The sequence below is a fragment of the Marinobacter sp. LV10R520-4 genome, assembly GCF_002563815.1.
Classification (GTDB): domain Bacteria; phylum Pseudomonadota; class Gammaproteobacteria; order Pseudomonadales; family Oleiphilaceae; genus Marinobacter.
In genome coordinates this window covers 2,911,793-2,928,967 of the sequence record NZ_PDJM01000001.1, presented here as the reverse complement: position 1 = coordinate 2,928,967, position 17,175 = coordinate 2,911,793, and the positions used below count along the sequence as shown (strand labels likewise).

The 17,175-nt window shown below is 43.8% G+C and carries 16 protein-coding genes; all 16 read right to left on the bottom strand.

From position 1 onward, the window contains the following. Positions 1 to 243 precede the first annotated feature (243 nt). The 16 genes from ATG98_RS14270 to rfbA all read right to left on the bottom strand — a co-directional run bounded on the left by ATG98_RS14270 (position 244) and on the right by rfbA (position 17,171). A complete protein-coding gene (locus ATG98_RS14270) occupies positions 244 to 1,230 on the bottom strand; it encodes a glycosyltransferase family 52 (RefSeq protein WP_098423590.1) in 987 nt (328 codons plus the stop codon). 279 nt (positions 1,231 to 1,509) lie between these two features. Beyond that, positions 1,510 to 2,076, bottom strand: coding sequence for an acyltransferase (locus ATG98_RS14265; RefSeq protein ID WP_098423588.1), 567 nt, complete (start codon positions 2,074 to 2,076; stop codon positions 1,510 to 1,512). 32 nt (positions 2,077 to 2,108) lie between these two features. Further along, a complete protein-coding gene (locus ATG98_RS14260; protein ID WP_098423586.1) occupies positions 2,109 to 3,560 on the bottom strand; it encodes a hypothetical protein in 1,452 nt (483 codons plus the stop codon). 120 nt (positions 3,561 to 3,680) lie between these two features. Further along, positions 3,681 to 4,385, bottom strand: a complete 705-nt coding sequence (locus ATG98_RS14255) for a cytidylyltransferase domain-containing protein (RefSeq protein WP_098424458.1) — start codon at positions 4,383 to 4,385, stop codon at positions 3,681 to 3,683. After that, positions 4,378 to 5,433 (bottom strand): nucleotidyltransferase family protein, encoded by a 1,056-nt coding sequence (locus ATG98_RS14250; RefSeq protein WP_098424457.1) that lies wholly within the window; start codon positions 5,431 to 5,433, stop codon positions 4,378 to 4,380. The genes ATG98_RS14255 and ATG98_RS14250 overlap by 8 nt, the downstream gene beginning before the upstream one ends. A gap of 144 nt (positions 5,434 to 5,577) precedes the next feature. Beyond that, the gene (neuC, locus tag ATG98_RS14245) at positions 5,578 to 6,747 is read right to left on the bottom strand and encodes a UDP-N-acetylglucosamine 2-epimerase (protein ID WP_098423585.1); all 1,170 of its coding nucleotides are present in this window, start codon (positions 6,745 to 6,747) and stop codon (positions 5,578 to 5,580) included. Beyond that, on the bottom strand, positions 6,744 to 7,745 hold the full coding sequence (neuB, locus tag ATG98_RS14240) for an N-acetylneuraminate synthase (RefSeq protein WP_098423583.1): 1,002 nt from the start codon (positions 7,743 to 7,745) through the stop codon (positions 6,744 to 6,746). Before neuB ends, neuC begins: the two co-directional genes overlap by 4 nt. Continuing rightward, positions 7,742 to 8,377, bottom strand: a complete 636-nt coding sequence (locus ATG98_RS14235; RefSeq protein WP_098423581.1) for an acetyltransferase — start codon at positions 8,375 to 8,377, stop codon at positions 7,742 to 7,744. The genes neuB and ATG98_RS14235 overlap by 4 nt, the downstream gene beginning before the upstream one ends. Further along, positions 8,377 to 9,525 carry a LegC family aminotransferase gene (locus ATG98_RS14230; protein WP_098423579.1) on the bottom strand — a complete coding sequence of 383 codons (1,149 nt, stop codon included), beginning with the start codon at positions 9,523 to 9,525 and terminating at the stop codon, positions 8,377 to 8,379. Before ATG98_RS14230 ends, ATG98_RS14235 begins: the two co-directional genes overlap by 1 nt. Positions 9,526 to 9,532: 7 nt before the next feature. Further along, entirely contained in the window at positions 9,533 to 10,723 is a 1,191-nt protein-coding gene (locus ATG98_RS14225; RefSeq protein ID WP_098423577.1) for a UDP-N-acetylglucosamine 4,6-dehydratase, read from the bottom strand. A 288-nt stretch (positions 10,724 to 11,011) separates the two neighbouring features. After that, the gene (locus ATG98_RS14220) at positions 11,012 to 12,184 is read right to left on the bottom strand and encodes a hypothetical protein (RefSeq protein WP_098423576.1); all 1,173 of its coding nucleotides are present in this window, start codon (positions 12,182 to 12,184) and stop codon (positions 11,012 to 11,014) included. Positions 12,185 to 12,447: 263 nt separating this feature from the next. After that, the gene (locus ATG98_RS14215) at positions 12,448 to 13,464 is read right to left on the bottom strand and encodes a sulfotransferase (RefSeq protein ID WP_098423574.1); all 1,017 of its coding nucleotides are present in this window, start codon (positions 13,462 to 13,464) and stop codon (positions 12,448 to 12,450) included. Positions 13,465 to 13,658: 194 nt separating this feature from the next. Next, on the bottom strand, positions 13,659 to 14,465 hold the full coding sequence (locus ATG98_RS21575; RefSeq protein WP_143751477.1) for a hypothetical protein: 807 nt from the start codon (positions 14,463 to 14,465) through the stop codon (positions 13,659 to 13,661). A gap of 41 nt (positions 14,466 to 14,506) precedes the next feature. Then, a complete protein-coding gene (locus tag ATG98_RS14200; RefSeq protein ID WP_098423568.1) occupies positions 14,507 to 15,196 on the bottom strand; it encodes a WbqC family protein in 690 nt (229 codons plus the stop codon). Beyond that, positions 15,193 to 16,293 (bottom strand): DegT/DnrJ/EryC1/StrS family aminotransferase, encoded by a 1,101-nt coding sequence (locus ATG98_RS14195; RefSeq protein ID WP_098423566.1) that lies wholly within the window; start codon positions 16,291 to 16,293, stop codon positions 15,193 to 15,195. The genes ATG98_RS14200 and ATG98_RS14195 overlap by 4 nt, the downstream gene beginning before the upstream one ends. Beyond that, entirely contained in the window at positions 16,290 to 17,171 is an 882-nt protein-coding gene (gene rfbA, locus ATG98_RS14190; protein WP_098423564.1) for a glucose-1-phosphate thymidylyltransferase RfbA, read from the bottom strand. The genes ATG98_RS14195 and rfbA overlap by 4 nt, the downstream gene beginning before the upstream one ends. Positions 17,172 to 17,175 lie beyond the last annotated feature (4 nt).

The following is a 17,175-nucleotide window of genomic DNA, read 5'->3' as shown; positions in this document are numbered from 1 at the left end:
GATTTAAGTCATTATTCAAAACAATCGTGCAACCAAACCTAGATGCGCGACTCATTTTTTAGTGTTCAACGAAACACTTCTTCGCGGAATAATTTTATAGCAGTTATTGAATATTTATTCACATGAAAACCAATCGACTTCTGAAAGAAAACATTTCTCAAATGGCGACATTTATCATAAGACAAGAGTCAATAGAAAGATATCTTAAAATACGCCCATAATGACTTTAAAACTCATAGCGATTTACGCGAGATCAGATATTTTCTGTATCTCACAACCCACTTTAATACACATTTCGACGCGAAGGCTTTCATGTTCCTGTTTACCTACAGAAAGATATATTTTTTTTACTTTTTCAGTGGGCAAATTGAACAAAACTGTAGAAAACCAACCGTATACTACTGGCCTCTTTCCGTCACAAAGCTCGGGGATCAGTTCCTCAGCAATCCTATTTGCGTCACTAACCAAAACACCACCCACACTTAGTGGCTGCATTTCCCTTGGGTGCTGCAAATAGTAATCAACTCCAAGCGACTTAACAAACTGCTCAAGACGTATCAAGTCGCCACGATCAAATAAACCTAACGAAACAACCTCATCAAAAGGCTGGCCAATAAAAAAAATGACTTCTTTATCATCACTCGGGTTGCTAGAATCGTTTTTCTGCCAAGGATCAATCGCCTCTACTCTGTCTTTCTCAACAATATTTTCAAACAACGGATAAATCGTGTAGTGTTTTTTTATATCTTTCTTAAATCTCTCTTTGGACCCTGCGGAAAGTAAAAAGTCATAAAGCCATGTGAAACGGCTAGATTTATCACTATAGTAGGAGCTTTCAGGGTAAATATTCGCCGCGCCATCGTCAAACGTTCTTATGTCTGCTCCGTGTTGTCGGCGCGCAAGCATTCTAAATAAATAAACATCAAAACTGGCCAAGAGAACCAAATTGTAGCCAGAATATCCTCGACCAAAAAAAGACCTTAAATAAATAAACGCATGATGAATGGCAACACGACGCCGGCCTCTAACATTTACATAAGCAGACCGTCGCGATCGCGAAGAAAGGAGCGAAAAATAGAACCGATCTTTTTTTGAGTCATCATAAGTAAAGTAGACCAGATCAAAGCAAGACAAATCGATGTGATCAATTATTTTGTTTGCAAGCCAAGCCTGAAACGGAGTTCGAACCAGAAGCAAAACATTCTTACAATCACCGGACACACTAGCCATATAAACCTACAATATTAGAAAGATTCTATAACGGCTCAGCTATAAAAATGATAGCCCGACCAATAATGATTATTTACCACCCGATCTATATTTAAAAATTTGATCGAATCTATTATCGCTCGAAATAACCGAGTGCTACACCTGACCCATTAGGTAAGTGGCTAGAGCTCTTCTGAAACTTCGCATTTACTAAATTCATCTATGTTAAAGACGCACTGCTAACTTATGGCAGACCGCTAAAAATCTCCGATACTAGCGGATCTAGGTCTTTGACAGCTTTTACTTTACAAAATATATAGAGTCTTTATTCTTTGATTCAACCCACGTGTTTTTTATAGTACACACATCTCGATTCGACCTGTATTTTAATAATTGAGCAGGATTTCCACCATAAATGCCAAATTCTTCAGTATTTTTTGTAACCACAGCTCCGGCACCAATCACACAAAATTTACCAACTTTGACACCTGGCAAAACAATAGCATTGTTTCCTATCCAACAGTAATCAGAAAGAACAGTATATTTCTTTATATTATTATTATTGAAAGGAAGCATGCTTTGAGAAGGAGAGTCATACTCGTGATTGGAACTCATTACTTGAACACCTTCGCCAATCACACATCCGGTCCCTACACTTATGCCTCCTGCAGAAAAAATCTTTGCCATCGGCCCAATATAAACCTCACCTTTGATTTCCAGACACTCTGGATTATGAATCTCCACACCATCATGAATGAAAACATTATCACCGCAATAAGAAAAATCACTTCTAGAAAAAATGGTATTTTTCACACTATTTCTTATTTTATTCACAAACCTTTTTAGTTTAATTACAGCAATACCCATGCCTACTCCACAATCTCGTGACGTTTTAGATGCTATTTCAACCGAAGTAGTCTATCAAAAACCCTGCACAAATAATAACTTGGTGATAAACGTTTCCTGTTCAAAAAATTTTGCCCATTTACTGAAAAAAGTTTATTTTCGACATCCCAGCTAAGTGCGCCAGGTTTACCATCGCCAATCATGTAGTAAGAACCAACAGCAATAGCATCTTTCTGGGGTTTTCTTTGTATTCTACCTTTCAACAACGCATAAACGTCTTCAGGAGTTACAGATAAATAAGCGATATTTAGAAAATCCCAGACAGCTTTACCTACAAGAATTGAAGGTTTTTTTGCGTAAGTAGCTTCCACACCCACAGACGAGCCAAAACATAATACAAAGGCAGATTTATCGATTAGCTCATAAGTAGACTGGGAATCTTTAGGCGCAATTAACTCTACTGACTCCAATGCCCTAAAACCCTGCTCCATTTTTTTTGCCGCACCTGTGTAGTCTCCCGACTGATTCGGGTGCATCCTTACGACTATGCGATAATCATGACTAATCAAATTACTCAACTTTTCAACAAAAGTGAGAGGGTCTTTACTACTCTTGGTAAACCATTGCTCACCGAGAAACTCAAACTCATCCGTACTACTTGTGAATATTGACAAAATGGGTTTATCTGAAAATTCGATATCCCCAAACTTTTGACCGCTGGTAAATGAAACTGTATCGGTTACCTTTCCAGAACGTCTTGACTCAAAAAAATTTATTCCAACATTCTCATCAGCCCTACCAAATTTTATAAAATCTTTCAGAGCTTTTTGCCTATATTCAAAATCATGAATAACTTCATTATTTACAGCTAACAGCTCCCGCTTAACCCCAGCCACTTCAATTATTGAGAATTCGATCGCTTCATCTTTTGCTGCTTTTAGTACAGCATAGCCTGGTACGATTCTTCCATTAAAAAACTCTAACTTTTTAATTTTTGATTCACGAATGATTTGGCAGGTATCAGTGTATGCTTTCCTAGAATACTCTAGGTACCTGTCATATAATACTGAGATTAGATAGCTTCTAGGATCATATTTTTTGAAAGATTCTTTTTTTCGCCTGTAAAAAGTTAGCACGGTAGAATTAACACTAATCAACAAATCGCCATCATCTTTTTCGTTAGCAATTATTTCTTCAACTTTTTTATTACATTCATAATTAAAGCTGATTTTTTTAACAGGCAGTGCGAGGCTAGTAAGAGCTCTATCTCGCACTGATTTGCAATGCCGGCAAGCAAAAGGAATATTGAACGGATTCGCAACACAACCCTTCACGGCACCTTCGCACTGAATAACCTCAACCTCGGCCCCGGAGTTTACTAGATCAACAACTCTTGCTAAAACTATTTCAAATGACTCTGTCAATGAACTAGGAAGAAGAACAGCCGTTTTACTTTGATTTTTTCTTATCTGCGTGAATTCCGGATTTGATTTTTTATCTTGCATAATATATCTACGTATTTAATCCTTAACTCGTGAATTCAAGAAAATCTTGATCGGTAAAATCCTAATTTTTGCTGAGTCGCTTTTAAGCTCGACAAAGATCAGTTAACTTGATTTTGGACGTTAATAACTCCAACACGAAATAATTTTTTCACACAACTGAAAATCAATTCCCTCATCAATATCGATTGATCGTTCTCTAGGCATTATCGAGGCTTTGACGTTTTCGGTAAAAAATTTATTTTTAGTCATTAATTTCTCTACGCTAATAACATAGACCGCACCATTCAATCGGTATTCCTTTTGAAAATCTTGCGAGCGTTTTCCGGAAAAATCTATACCCTCAATAAAAAAATTTTCATCAAGGGTACCCATCCACGCTTTTGGGTGATCCACTTCACAAACAGATACCACAGTCTCTTCAGACTGACTTTCTTTATAAATTCTCAAGGCGGACCTTATATCAATGGCCGCACGCAGTGGCGATGTAGGTTGTAACAAAATAATTATCTTAGGATATCGACCAGCATTTTGCTCTGAATTAACAATATCAGTTACAACATCCTTAGTTGACGCATTGTCACTCGCTAACTCGCCAGGGCGCTTTTGAGAAGTAATGCCTTGTTTTTCATAATTTTGTGCGATTGATAGTATTTCATCTGAATCGCTACTCACTACAATACGGGCGTTCAATCCGGCCTCTAATGCAGCATCAATAGTCCAACAAATCAGAGGTTTTCCCGCAAGGTCTAGAACATTTTTACGGGGTAAACGCTTGCTTCCTCCGCGGGCCGGGATAATGATTAACAATTCTCCAGGTTCACGCATTTGGTAACCCATAAACTTCAGTCTGAGCTTTCTGAAAATCATCCATTCGCCCAATGTCTAACCAGTATTCGTGAACCGGAAAAGTGTTGACGACTTCGCCATCGTTAATTTCTTGCTCTAACAACGTTGGCATGTCTACCTGAGTCCCTGGCTTCACACTTTTCACTAAACTGGGTTCAAGCAGATAAATTCCGGCATTTACAAAAAACCGATGCACCGGCTTTTCAATCATCGATTTGATTCGAATACCTTCGCTGGAAATGACACCGTAAGGCACTTGATGTTCGTATTCACGAACACACATTGTTGCAATGCTTTTGTGGGATCTATGAAATTCAAGGAAGCTTCTAAAGTTCATCGACGTTAATAAATCGCCGTTCATCACGATCATGGGAAGAGTAATTTCGCTGTGGGGTAGCAAACCCAGTGCACCGCCAGTTCCAAGCGGTTCTTTCTCATGTATATACTGTATCGATACGCCCCATTTCTCACCATTTCCAAAGTAATCCCGGATCACTTCTGGCAAGTAATGAGTAGAAATGTAGAACCGATGAAAACCTGAGTCTATGAAATTAATCAAAATCTGTTCGAGAATTGGTTTGTCGCCCACTTTTAACATGGGTTTCGGGCAGTTATTTGTTAGTGGTCGCAAGCGGGTACCGAACCCACCAGCCATTAAAAATACTGGGTTATTATAGCGATGCTTATTCATTAAATCAGGTAAGCTCACTAAATCTACTACTCGCCCATCTTCGGTGACTACGGGCAACTGCAACAGATCATAGCGTTCCATTAGCGCCAGCGTTCGCATTTTAGTCCAGCCCCGCTCGGCAGTTATTGGCTTGGAATTCATCACGTGCATCACGCCAGTATCCAATGGGAGATGTTTTAGGAGCGCCCGGCGCACATCCCCATCCGTTAACGTTCCCTGCAACCTTCCCTCATCATCAACTACCAGCGCAATGCGCAAAGAGGCTTGGTCCAACACTTTGATTGCCTGCTCTAGAGAGGCGCCCGCATTTACAACGGCATTATGCCAAGATTTCACTAAGTGCTCCGGGTATAAAAAAAAGACGGCCGTAAGCGCAGGCGAATCCATACGCTCGATGCTTAACTGCTTAGGTAATTCAGATGGGGATAGCTTCAGAGAGCGGTGTGTAATTTACTCTCTTAATTTATAGTTTTTTAATTATCAGATAGGGGTGGGTAAATCAAAAAAACTCTTTTTTAAAATTGACTCTAATGGATAATCCATAAGGACTTTTACAATAGCTTCGCTGGCACCACCCTCACCATAAGGATTACTGACAGTGGTTACATCTTTCTTGAAGCGAGGCGAATACAACTGCCCTAACGCTTTGGCAATTCCTTCTTTACTGGGCACGCAGTCAATCACGCTGTCAGCTTTTAAACGGCCTTTTTGGCGGTCACCTATGTTGATAGTGCCAATACCAAATGAAGGAGCCTCTGCCAGCCCACTAGAAGAGTTACCGACAACGGCATCTACCTGCGCCAAGCAAGAGAGATAGCGTAATTGACCCAAGGAGGTAAAAACACACGCGTTCGCATGACTTTTTACAAATGCACGAACCATTGCACCCAGCTCACGCCCACCGGTATCCGCGTTGGGCATCGTAAAAATCAAACCCGTATCACTCAGCTCTGCTAATGCTGCCAGTAACTGCTCTATTTGTTCAGTGCTACTAGCTTCTGTTTCCAAGGTAACGGGGTGAAAGGTCAACAACAGATTTTTTTTCAAAAACGCAAAATCCATAGACAGTTCAAGTTCTCCCCGGTTGAGCAAGGTGATTCGCTTTATCGCGTCTATGCCCATTCCGCCCACGTTGAACACCCGCGCTGGTTGCTCTCCTAGCTGTATAACCCGGCGTTTATAGTCTTCTGCTGCGACAAAATGTAAGTGAGCCATTTTTGTAATAGAGTGGCGAATTGCTTCGTCGAAAGCGCCTTCTGTGGTTTCACCACCGTGTATGTGTGCTATCGGTATACCTGCAATCAACGCAGCCGCCGCAGCCGCAAATATTTCGAACCGATCGCCAAGCACCACGATGATATCGGGCTGTAAACGCTCGTAGGCATCAGCAAAGCCGATTAAGCCAAGCCCCATTGACTTTGTAACCGCCGTTTTTGTGTCTGCGCTCAGCAGCATTTCTACACGGCAATCAATGTTAAAACCGGCTTGTTCAATTTCGGTATGGGTAGAACCAAACTCCGGTGACAAGTGCATTCCTGTTGCTATTACCTGGAGCGTCAGTTGGTCTTGGCTCTGAATTTCATGCATTAGGTATTTCAGTAGTCCGAACTCAGCGCGTGTGCCCGTGACCACACAAATTTTGCGGCTCATAATTCGATCAACTCGTCGCTGATAAAATCCCTAGGGGCAGTTCGGCCAATAATCTCGTCCCATCGCATCGGCGAAAGCCCAGTGCCTGGTCGCTTGGCGGTCAGGTTATTCTCTGTGAACACCTCACCCGCCTTAATAGCCCGCAAGGCCACCAGAGATTTTCGTGCAATAGGCTTGTTCTTTAGTTCGCTAGCGCTTGGCCGCTTGACGCCATCACCCATCGCCAACTCAATGTTACGGATGCCGGCAACCATGGCTTTTAGCTCATCGGGTTTCAAGCTTGCGCGATGATCTGGACCTGGTAAGTTTCGGTCTAGAGTAAAATGTTTTTCAATAACGGTCGCACCTAACGCAACTGCAGCAATCGCCACTTCAATACCCGGGGTATGATCTGAATAACCTACCTTGACGCCCAACGCCTTGCCAATATTCACCATCGCCCGAAGATTCACATCTTCCATGGGCGTAGGATATTCTGTGGTGCAATGCAATACCGTAATAAGACTTCTGGGCGTTCCCGCTTTTTCGATGGCGTCTATAGCGGCTTCTATTTCGCCAAGGTTTGCCATACCGGTCGATAACAATACAGGAACACTTTTCCGGGTGAGGTGTCGTAAATATGGAAGATTAGTGAGTTCACCGGAGGGTACTTTAACTAGGCCAAAATCAAATTTTTCCAATAACTCAATGCTCTGCTGATCAAAGGCCGTAGAGAAAAAGCCAATGCTCCTTTTTTCGCATTCAGCGATTAGTTCCAAATGATCATCTTTAGAAAGCTCAAACTTGCGCACCATATCTTGCTGCGACTCTTCTGGGTCCGTCGCAACCTTCTGATACTCTGCTTTCGGTGCACTTTTTGAAATCATATTTTTAGCAACAAACGTTTGAAACTTTACCAAGTCTGCGCCGGCTTCTGCCGCAACGGCTATTAACTTTTTGGCTAGATTCAAATCACCGTTATGATTGACGCCGGCTTCAGCAATTATGAGTGTTTTCATTTAATCCTCTTCGCAGGAATACCGGCATAAACAGCGTTTGATTCACAGTCACTGACTACTACAGCGCCTGAACCTATCATTGTATTATTGCCAATTTTCAGTTTCCGAACGTCGCTACCCTGATTAACAACGCTGCCTGCCCCCAGCCAGCACCCGGTTTCTAAATGAACATTTCCAGACACATTGGCACCAGGGGCTACATGAACAAAATCTTCGACAGTACAATTATGGGCGAGCGTACTATTTTGATTAAAAATTACAAAGTTGCCTATTTTTATATTATTTGTGAGGCGAGTTCCGGCTGCTACAACAGTACCCTTACATTTCTCAAGAGATTCGCGCTGATTACGGCCGAATGTTGCACTTGGGTGAATCAGGTTCATAAATTCTAAGCGACCAAAAAAACGTTCAGCTATTGTCTTGCGAATCGAATTGTCGCCAATACCAATTACGAACGGTAAGTGCTCATATTGATAAATCTCACTCTCAAGAATGACGTTACCAAGGTGAAGATATTTGAATCGCTCGACTTCGTCATAAACAATATAAAAGGGCTCTAAGCCTAATGCCCAGGCGACATCTCCGGCTTCACTGGCCATACCTGCGGCACCAAATATTCCGACCTTATCCATTAAGCAGTTCCTTGCAAAACGCTACTAGGCAAATTAACTACTCTTTCCTCTAACCATTCTGAATTACTTAAGTCACCCCTACGACAACCCTGATACATAGCCAGGTTATTCATCAGCGCCCAGACTGGCCGAGTCATGACTCCTTTGTCATTTGTGCTTTTCAAAAGCGCATCGCGCTGGACTTTGTCTTGACAAATAACGGCGTTCAACCAGTAATTCGAACGACAATGTTCAGGCTCGGTAAAAAACTGAAGGTCGCTTCCGTGAAAAAAGTCGCGGTAGCTCTCCGCTAATACACGCTTTGCCGCTATAAATTGCTCTAGCTGTTCAAGCTGCGCACAACCTAATGCAGCGTTTAAATTCGGCATCCGGTAGTTGTAGCCCACCTGATCGTGAATATACTCGTAGGCATGGGGCTTTTTAGCTGTGGTGGTTAAATGTTTGGCTTGAGCCCCGAGCTCCTGGTTCGCCAAAATCATTCCGCCGCCGCCGGTTGTCATTATTTTGTTGCCATTGAAGCTGAGCGTGCCCAGTTCGCCAAACGTGCCTGTGTGTTGGCCCTTATAGAAACTCCCTAAAGATTCGGCCGCGTCCTCAACCAGAGCCAGGTTCCAGCGTTTGCTGATCGACACTAGCCCATCCAGGTCGGCGGGGTGCCCAAATGTGTGCATGGGCACACACGCACGAATGGCTTGATGGTCTTCTTTGGTGCGACACACACCCTCGCAATCTAGCTGGGCGTTTTCGCTAAGCCAGCTTTCAAGTGCCGTGGGCGACAAGCCAAGCGTGTGTAAGTCAACGTCTATAAAGAGTGGCTCGGCGCCACAATACGCAATGGCGTTACAGGTGGCGACAAAGGTCAGCGGCTGAGTAATCACTAAATCACCGGGTTTAACGCCCGCCAGTTTCAGCGCTATATGCAAGGCCGCGGTACCATTGACTGTCGCTATGGCGCGGGGCGCATCGGTGTAACTCGCAACATCCTGTTCAAACCGATCAACGTAAGCGCCAACGCTAGACACAAACGTCGAAGTAATTGTATCTGCGACGTAAGCGTTTTCTTTTCCGCTAAAAACCGGCGCATGAAGTGGGATAAATTCTTCAGAGCGAAAATAGTCACGAATAAAACTGATCAGTTGCTCGCTCACATTAGCCTCACATTTTGCCGTCGAGATATTTACCGGTTTCTTTGTGCCCGAAATCTGGAATCATTTTGAAAAATAGGGCGAGAAGATCCTCTTTAGTCCAGGCGAGATTGTTTTTTAACGAGTGAATACTGGATTCAAACTCCGATAAAAGAGCCTCATCGAATTCCGCATTATTCTTAATAATTCCAAGATTCAGAAACCGTTCCATATCAAGCGTTTCTGCAGAGGTGAAAAATTCTTCAAAGTCTTTCTCACCAGTAGTGTCGCTGCCTGTAAACAGGCAGGGCCATTTCCCTTGCTTAGGGAGCGTATGTACCAAAGACCGAGCTTCTTCCTCATCCGCACAAATTACTGGTTCAAAGCCTTTTTGCTGAAGATACTTAACCGCAATATCCGCAAACGATACCAAGTGCAATTCTTCGCTAAGCTTTGGAAAGAAAATGTCACGGTTTTCACCAAAAATGCACGACATCAAACAAAGCTCACCAGATTCTTTTGGTGTTACAAAATAACGCCTAACATCATTTGGCGCGACTATTGGCTGTGCTTTTTCCACACGCTGGCCGAATCCATATAAAAGCGAACCGTCGGAAAATGCAACGTTAGCAAAGCGAGCCGTCGAAATCTCAATGTCTAGGCTTCGGCGCATCAGAAACATTTCCATAATCCGCTTTGACGCACCCATCATATTAACCGGATTAGCCGCTTTGTCCGTTGAAACACAAAAGTACTTCTTTACTCCCGCGTCGATTGCCTGTCGCAGTGTTTTGTCTGTATTAAAGACGTTGACATCAATCATACGCATTAACGTGTAAGGATCTTTTTCACTGCGTACATGCTTTAAAGCCGACAAATTCAAAATATAGTCGTATTGGCCATCCGCTTTAAAAAATGCGTCATACTCGATAGAACCAATATCCAGCGCGAAAGTTTGGAAATCACCGTCTATATAACCGTAGCTGCTACGAATATCTCGGACTAATTCGACGAGGTTATTTTCGCTAATGTCGACAACGTGGAGTTTTGCAGGATTTCGCTTGAAGATTTCTTTTGTTACTGCTTGTCCGATTGAGCCAGCGCCGCCAAGAACAAGGAAGCGGGAGCTTTTGACAGTCTCAGTCAGTGCTATTTCGCAATCTTTAACATCTTTAGTGAACAGTTCTTTTTTTCGACCTATGAGGTCAAGAGTTGGTTTCATAAATAGTCTCTACGGCGACTTTAATGTCATCAAGCGTGCTGTGCCATGCGCTTGAAGATCTGGTTTCTTTCCTTGACTTCCCCCCAGGGAAAACGCATGAAACATTTCACACCGCAAGAATCGCGGCAAGGTAGTTTTCATCCAGTGCCGCTTTCTTCTGTTTGCGCCGGATGCCGCCTTAAAAATTCGTTTCACCTTTAGTTCAGTCAAGCAGGTGGAAGCCGATGAAGCCGCCGGCGCTGGTGATTAAAATTTTTATAAACATAATCCCTAAACGTAGCCATAAAGCTACGTATATATCTTTAAAAACTCTTTCTTTGCCACAGCATCATGTTTTTTAAAAAATTCTTTTGCTTCTTTAGACCTTTCGGACCACGCTTCAAAATCATCTTCTTTAAAACTCATAATTGAATAAAACAACAAGTTTGTTTTTTTTCCCGAGCTAATAAACTTCAACCCCTCCAACCCACTGAAAACTTGGTAGTTAAGAGAGTTCGAGTTTACAGCTACCTTACCGCCAGACTTAAAAAACTCATTGATTGCACCCAGCCCACCCCGATCTTGAGCTATTAGAACGTGGCAAGAGGATAAAAATGAATAGTACAAAGTTGGAGGCATACCTGAAAGTTTAATAGTTTTCACATTTAATCCGCTAAATTTTGAAAAGAGATTTATGCAAAAAACTAGCAGCGCGTGTAATGGATGCCTAAAAAAGGACGGCGCCCAATAATATATCTCAATATATCTGACACTACTCCTTAAAGCATCAGATTTAGTCAACAATAGCAAAAGAAAAGAAAAAAGATAGGAGAAAGTCGGCCCCGAAGGCTTTGGCTTAGTAAAGAGCATTACTCTCAAAGCTCTACTTTTTTCTAATTGTGAACGCACACTTGGTTGAATTTTTTCATAATAGCAAGTCTCAACCTCAACGTCAGAAAACTTATTTGCATCAACTAAAACATTAACAATATCTAATTTCTTTCCAAGCATTTTTTGTAAAGCTTTTCCCCAAGGTTGGTACAAACATAAAAACCTTGACACCCGGTTTAAAACACTTACAACATTACCGTCAATTAGCATAGATTTATCTTCAACCAACTTTCCTGTCTGGCAGTAAGATTTTTGCCATCTGTCAACCTCATCATCAGTTATTCTTATCAAAATATTTTCATAAGAAAAATACCCACTACCGACACATCTAACAATCGCTTCAGCATTGTTAGGCTGCAAAGAGCTCACTGTAACTGACTTTACATTTCTATAAGTCTCCTTGCTATAGGCTTCACTTTTAAAATATATCTTCACGTCATCTACGGGAAAATCCATCAAAAGATCTGCAGATGAGTTGGCATCAAAAAATACTATCGCCAATCTATCACCAGCAATGCCACACTTTTTTATTAAATAAAAAACGAATAAATAAGAATGAATAGACTTTGCACTAAGCAAGAAATAATTCAAAAATCACCTGTTATTTATAAAAATTAATACCGGTAGTGGTCAAGGGTGATGTCGCCTATAAGCACTCTTCATCCTGTCCATTTTCTTGGCTTAGCCGTAATGATCTGAAGCTCACGTCCCAGGTTGAGCGAGACGGTTTCTATCTGCGTAAATTGCGAGTCTTCGCGCTCCAGCGAGCCGGGTTAGCTGCACTCGCGGCATGATTGATAGCGTGGATTGCCTAACGCCACGGTTTTTTACTCGCCTCAACACCCGCCTGCTCATCAATCACCAAACGGCGTCGATTGATACACCCGCTCGGCCTCCGCTTGGCTGTACTCTGTTAATCGCCAGCTATTAGTGTTGAAAAAGCGTTCCTCTCCTGAGTATTCGGGAACATCAGCTCCATTTACCCCACCCTGCTCAACCAACCGGCGGGCAATCTCATTGAAGTAATGCTCTGGTCGTTGGCAGAAATCTTCATACTGAACAACCAGCTTTTGGTTCTCCGGCAGTTTGGAGATGCCTTCTTTGACAGAGCGGTTGATCGCCGCAATCTGACCTGCTACCGACTCCAGCGGGTCTAGACCGTTCAGCTCCTGGTACTCCTTGATCTTGAATGAGTACCAGGTGTTGATGTCGCCGTACTGCCGCTTGCGAGCTTCCAGGGCAGACTGTATGTTGAAGATCGGATCACGGCGAATCCAGATGAACAGGGGCTTTTCAAACTGCTCAGCCAGCTCCGGGATGTTCTGGTTCATGATCATGGCTTTCATGGCGAACGGTTTTTCGAAGATATTCGCCAGAGCATTCAGTTCGTCCCGGAACCTGGGAAGACTAGCCTTTTGCCGCAGTTCATCAGGGGGCATGTAATCCAGCTCGTCAAAGGGCAGGAAACGCCGCCAGAAATACCAGAATTCGTTCGGTGCCAACGCGCCTTTGGTTTTGCCGTTGTTGGAGCTGAAGTTAATCTCGGAATTAAAGTCCAGAATTTCGTTCCGGAAACTGTACTGAGGATCTGTAAGCAGTTGCTGGATCTTTGCGCCGACCAACGGAGCGCCGAAAAAGCGCGATAGCAAATTGGTTGGGTAAGCTACCAAGCCGCTACTTGCGAGCCATTGGGTAAACAGCGTTGTTCCCGAACGAAGAGGGCCCATCACAAAGATTTTGGAGAAACGTTCGGCTGAGTTCTCTAGGTAATTTTCGTTCGCACTCGCCAGGTTGCCGTTGATGTCTTCCAACAGCATTTCAAGCGCTGAAACACGTGCGTACTTTTCTGTCCGATTTTCAGGGGAGGTCATGCATTAAAACCTTTTACTTGATTGCCAACAAATGGACGAGTCTATCCATATCATGTTCGGTGTACCGCTGATCGCACGGCAGGAAGAGGCCATTCGTCACCAAATCCCACTCAAAGCTACCCTCGCCCACTCTGGTCATCACCTCGGGCCAATAGCTGGGAATAAACACTCTTTTTTTGATCAGATCTGCCCTTCTAGCTGTGTTTACATTCGGAAGGAACGGGTAGCACAGCGGTGCTGTGTGCTGTAATGTCGTCAAAATTCAGATTTAATCGATTATACTTGCCCAGATAGTTGTGAAGATGACGAGCATTCCGACCTCGTGCAAATTTTGCGGCTTCAAAATCGACAGAATGCATTAAGCGTTCAGTCAATTCAGACATCCCAAGCACTGGCAAATCTACTATTGCCTGCTCGGCTTCCAAGTATTTCTGATAGGCCTTTTCCGGGCTGTTGGTGAGCCCGCTGATCAAGTGGCCCATCCGGGTTTCTGAAGTGTTGTCTCGACCCTCCGGTTGCTTGATTCGGGGGTCATCTGAATAAAGCAACCCACCATCGGGGAGGCCGAAGAATTTTCTTGGTGACCAGACAGTGGCTAAAGCACCGGTATGTTCAGAGAAGTAGGCCTGGGAACAATCAACTATCGTATTGACATAACCAAATCTTTTGAGACTCCGTTTTACCGCATCACCAGAAGTACCAAAGTAATCAACTATCAGTATGTACTCGCCTTTGCCGAGTCGCACAGCAGCATCTACATCGAAGGTCGGGCTAATCTGGTAATGCTCAAAAGCAATATCCAGATTTTTTACTGCCTCAACAACAGCATCGCAAGTATATGCTGGCAACCAAACTTTTTTAGCATTAATGGCTTTTAATATGACTTTGATCGCTGACCTTGCGGAGTTCGTTCTCACCGTAGATTGATCCAGCTTTGAGTCCAAAAATGGAAGCTCAAGCCCGTGGTAGCCACCAATCGCTTTATCTGATTGAGCTTCCATTAAAAAACTTCCCGCTTGTATTTTGAAGGGCCGCAATGCAATTAACTAAGTTCATACCGTGTAACCAGACTAGCCGCTTTTCCCGGTGTGCAATGCATAAGAACATCAATAATGGACAGGTTCGGCACAAACTCACCGCCACCTTGATCGTACTCCACCGGCAATGAGTCGATGAACTTTAGCTCTACCCCGTGCTCAGCAAAATCCGACGTGGCGTAAAGCGACCGGCCCCCAGGTGCGTTGATGTAGCAATCAGCCTTAAATTTATGACACAAAGCAATCAATCGATCTCGTGCCGAGTCGGATCGGTCATACTCGATTTCACTAGTTTTCTTGAACTGCTTATCTAGCCTCAGGTACGAAAAAATAGTTTCGTAGCTCTTCATGCACACTGAAGCGATAGAGCGGTCTTCATGTTCCAGAATCTCGTGAATTAGTGGAAAAACCGTCTCAAAATAGGGTGCCTTAGAGTAACTTTGTTTAATAGTTTTCAGCACTTTAGTCACATCCATTGAGAACTGTAAATCGGATATGAGTTTATTTGAGGAGGCACCCGGCACGGGCACAGTGAATCGTGTCGCTCCATTCGGAGAGAGCAAGCTATTCCGGTTTATATAGCCCTGTTTGATGTACGAGACGTCATCGTAAATCAAGAATAAATCTGCTGCGTAAATGAGTTGAAAATAGCCGATATAGGGGAACAGATACGGCTGCATGACTGCGATTTTCATGCCTTTAGCTCCGCCTCAATCACCGTAATGATCATACTCTGATCTGATTGGGCAAGCTGATCAAAAATGGGCAAGCATAATATTCGGCTAGCTATGTCTTTTGAGACGGGTTGCTCTACTTTGGCATCTAGGCAATCTACGGATTCCAGCGACGGGTAAAAATATCTCCTTGCCAGCACCCCATTTTCTTTGAGCGCCGTCGCCACTCGCACTGCCTTTTCTTCGCTGTCAAAAACCACCGGAAAATAAGCATAATTGTAGTCAAGCGCCTGATGCTTCGCCTGGAGTCGGAGGGTTTGGCCTAGGGCTTTCTCGTACCGTTGCCAAACTTCTGCTCGTGCTTCCAGGTTTTGTTCCATCTCATTTAGCACACACAGTCCCATCGCCGCCTGAAATTCATTCAACTTGGCGTTGATGCCGATCTCTTCGATCTTTTCCGGCCCGGTGATGCCAAAATTGATCATCTTTCTGGCGCGCTCAAGGTCTTCTTTACGCTTGAAAATAATGGCGCCGCCTTCAGCCGTATGGAATAACTTTGTGGCGTGAAAACTCAACGTGGCGGCGTCGCCGTGCTTGAGCAGACTTTCGCCTTTGTACTTCACACCGAAGGCATGGCAGCCATCGTAAATCACCTTTAAGTCGTGCTTTTTAGCGATGATATCAATTGCTTCTACATCGCAAGCGTTGCCAAATACATGCACGGGGACAATGGCACGGGTATTTGGGGTAATAGCCGCTTCTATGTTACCGGGCGCCAGGCACCAAGTTTCAGGGTCTATGTCTACGAATACAGGCTCTATACCGTCCCATTTTAGCGAGCTTGCGGTTGCAATGAACGTAAACGGCGTAGTTATAGCTTCAGGTTGCTCACCGGGGGCCGCACCACTCACGCCCAGTGCTCGGTAGGCGATTTGCAGCGCTAAGGTGCCGTTGCTGACCAGTAATAGGTTTTCAACGCCTAAGTATTCTTCAAGGCGCCGGGTAAGCTCTTGGACAAGTACGCCGTTATTCGTCAACCATTGTCGCTCGTAAATTCCGTCGATGTATTTGTTAAGTTTTTCCCGATTGGGTAGATAAGGTTTGGTGACTGGTATCATGCGTATTCCTCGCCCAATTCTCTCAGGTATTTGCTGTAACTACTTTTGTTGAGTTTGCCAGCTTGTTCGAGTAGCTGTTCTTTTGTTAACCATTTTTGGTTGAAAGCAATTTCTTCTAAACAGGCAATTTTATAGCCTTGGCGTTTTTCAATCGTTTCTACATATTGGGACGCCTCAAGAAGACTTTCGTGGGTGCCTGTATCCAACCACGCAAAGCCTCGGCCCAACAGCTCAACATTAAGGTTACCCTGCTCCAAGTAGGCGCGATTTACGCAGGTGATTTCGAGTTCACCACGGTCACTGGGCGCAACATTTTTTGCAATGTCGATTACCGAATTGTCGTAGAAGTACAATCCGGTTATCGCATAATGAGATTTCGGTTTTATTGGCTTTTCTTCTACCGATATAGCACGCTTGTTCTCGTCAAACTCAACAACACCAAACCGCTCAGGATCTTTCACTTGGTAACCGAATATCGTTGCGCCTTTACCGCTCTTTGCGTTTTCAACAGCCTGTTTAAGCTTTGGTGTGAAACCATGACCGTAAAAAATGTTATCGCCCAATGCCAGACACACGCTGCTTTGCCCTATAAATTCTTCACCGATAATAAATGCTTGGGCCAGGCCGTCTGGGCTTGGCTGAACGGCGTAGCGGATATTCACGCCAAACTGTGTGCCATCACCTAACAGGCGTATGAAGCCGGCCTGGTCTTCGGCGGTGGTAATAATCAACACCTCGCGAATGCCCGCCAGCATCAGTACAGACAGCGGATAGTAAACCATCGGCTTGTCGTACACCGGCAGCAGTTGTTTGGAGATAGCGCGGGTGATGGGGTACAGGCGGCTGCCTGAGCCGCCGGCCAGAATGATGCCTTTCATGAAT

Excerpts from the sequence above, each read along its gene's own strand:
- ATG98_RS14270 (WP_098423590.1), bottom strand. The coding sequence starts at position 1,230 with ATGGCTAGTGTGTCCGGTGATTGTAAGAATGTTTTGCTTCTGGTTCGA.
- ATG98_RS14265 (WP_098423588.1), bottom strand. The coding sequence starts at position 2,076 with ATGGGTATTGCTGTAATTAAACTAAAAAGGTTTGTGAATAAAATAAGA.
- ATG98_RS14260 (WP_098423586.1), bottom strand. The coding sequence starts at position 3,560 with ATGCAAGATAAAAAATCAAATCCGGAATTCACGCAGATAAGAAAAAAT.
- ATG98_RS14255 (WP_098424458.1), bottom strand. The coding sequence starts at position 4,385 with ATGCGTGAACCTGGAGAATTGTTAATCATTATCCCGGCCCGCGGAGGA.
- neuC (WP_098423585.1), bottom strand. The coding sequence starts at position 6,747 with ATGAGCCGCAAAATTTGTGTGGTCACGGGCACACGCGCTGAGTTCGGA.
- neuB (WP_098423583.1), bottom strand. The coding sequence starts at position 7,745 with ATGAAAACACTCATAATTGCTGAAGCCGGCGTCAATCATAACGGTGAT.
- ATG98_RS14235 (WP_098423581.1), bottom strand. The coding sequence starts at position 8,377 with ATGGATAAGGTCGGAATATTTGGTGCCGCAGGTATGGCCAGTGAAGCC.
- ATG98_RS14225 (WP_098423577.1), bottom strand. The coding sequence starts at position 10,723 with ATGAAACCAACTCTTGACCTCATAGGTCGAAAAAAAGAACTGTTCACT.
- ATG98_RS14215 (WP_098423574.1), bottom strand. The coding sequence starts at position 13,464 with ATGACCTCCCCTGAAAATCGGACAGAAAAGTACGCACGTGTTTCAGCG.
- ATG98_RS21575 (WP_143751477.1), bottom strand. The coding sequence starts at position 14,465 with ATGGAAGCTCAATCAGATAAAGCGATTGGTGGCTACCACGGGCTTGAG.
- ATG98_RS14200 (WP_098423568.1), bottom strand. The coding sequence starts at position 15,196 with ATGAAAATCGCAGTCATGCAGCCGTATCTGTTCCCCTATATCGGCTAT.
- ATG98_RS14195 (WP_098423566.1), bottom strand. The coding sequence starts at position 16,293 with ATGATACCAGTCACCAAACCTTATCTACCCAATCGGGAAAAACTTAAC.
- rfbA (WP_098423564.1), bottom strand. The coding sequence starts at position 17,171 with ATGAAAGGCATCATTCTGGCCGGCGGCTCAGGCAGCCGCCTGTACCCC.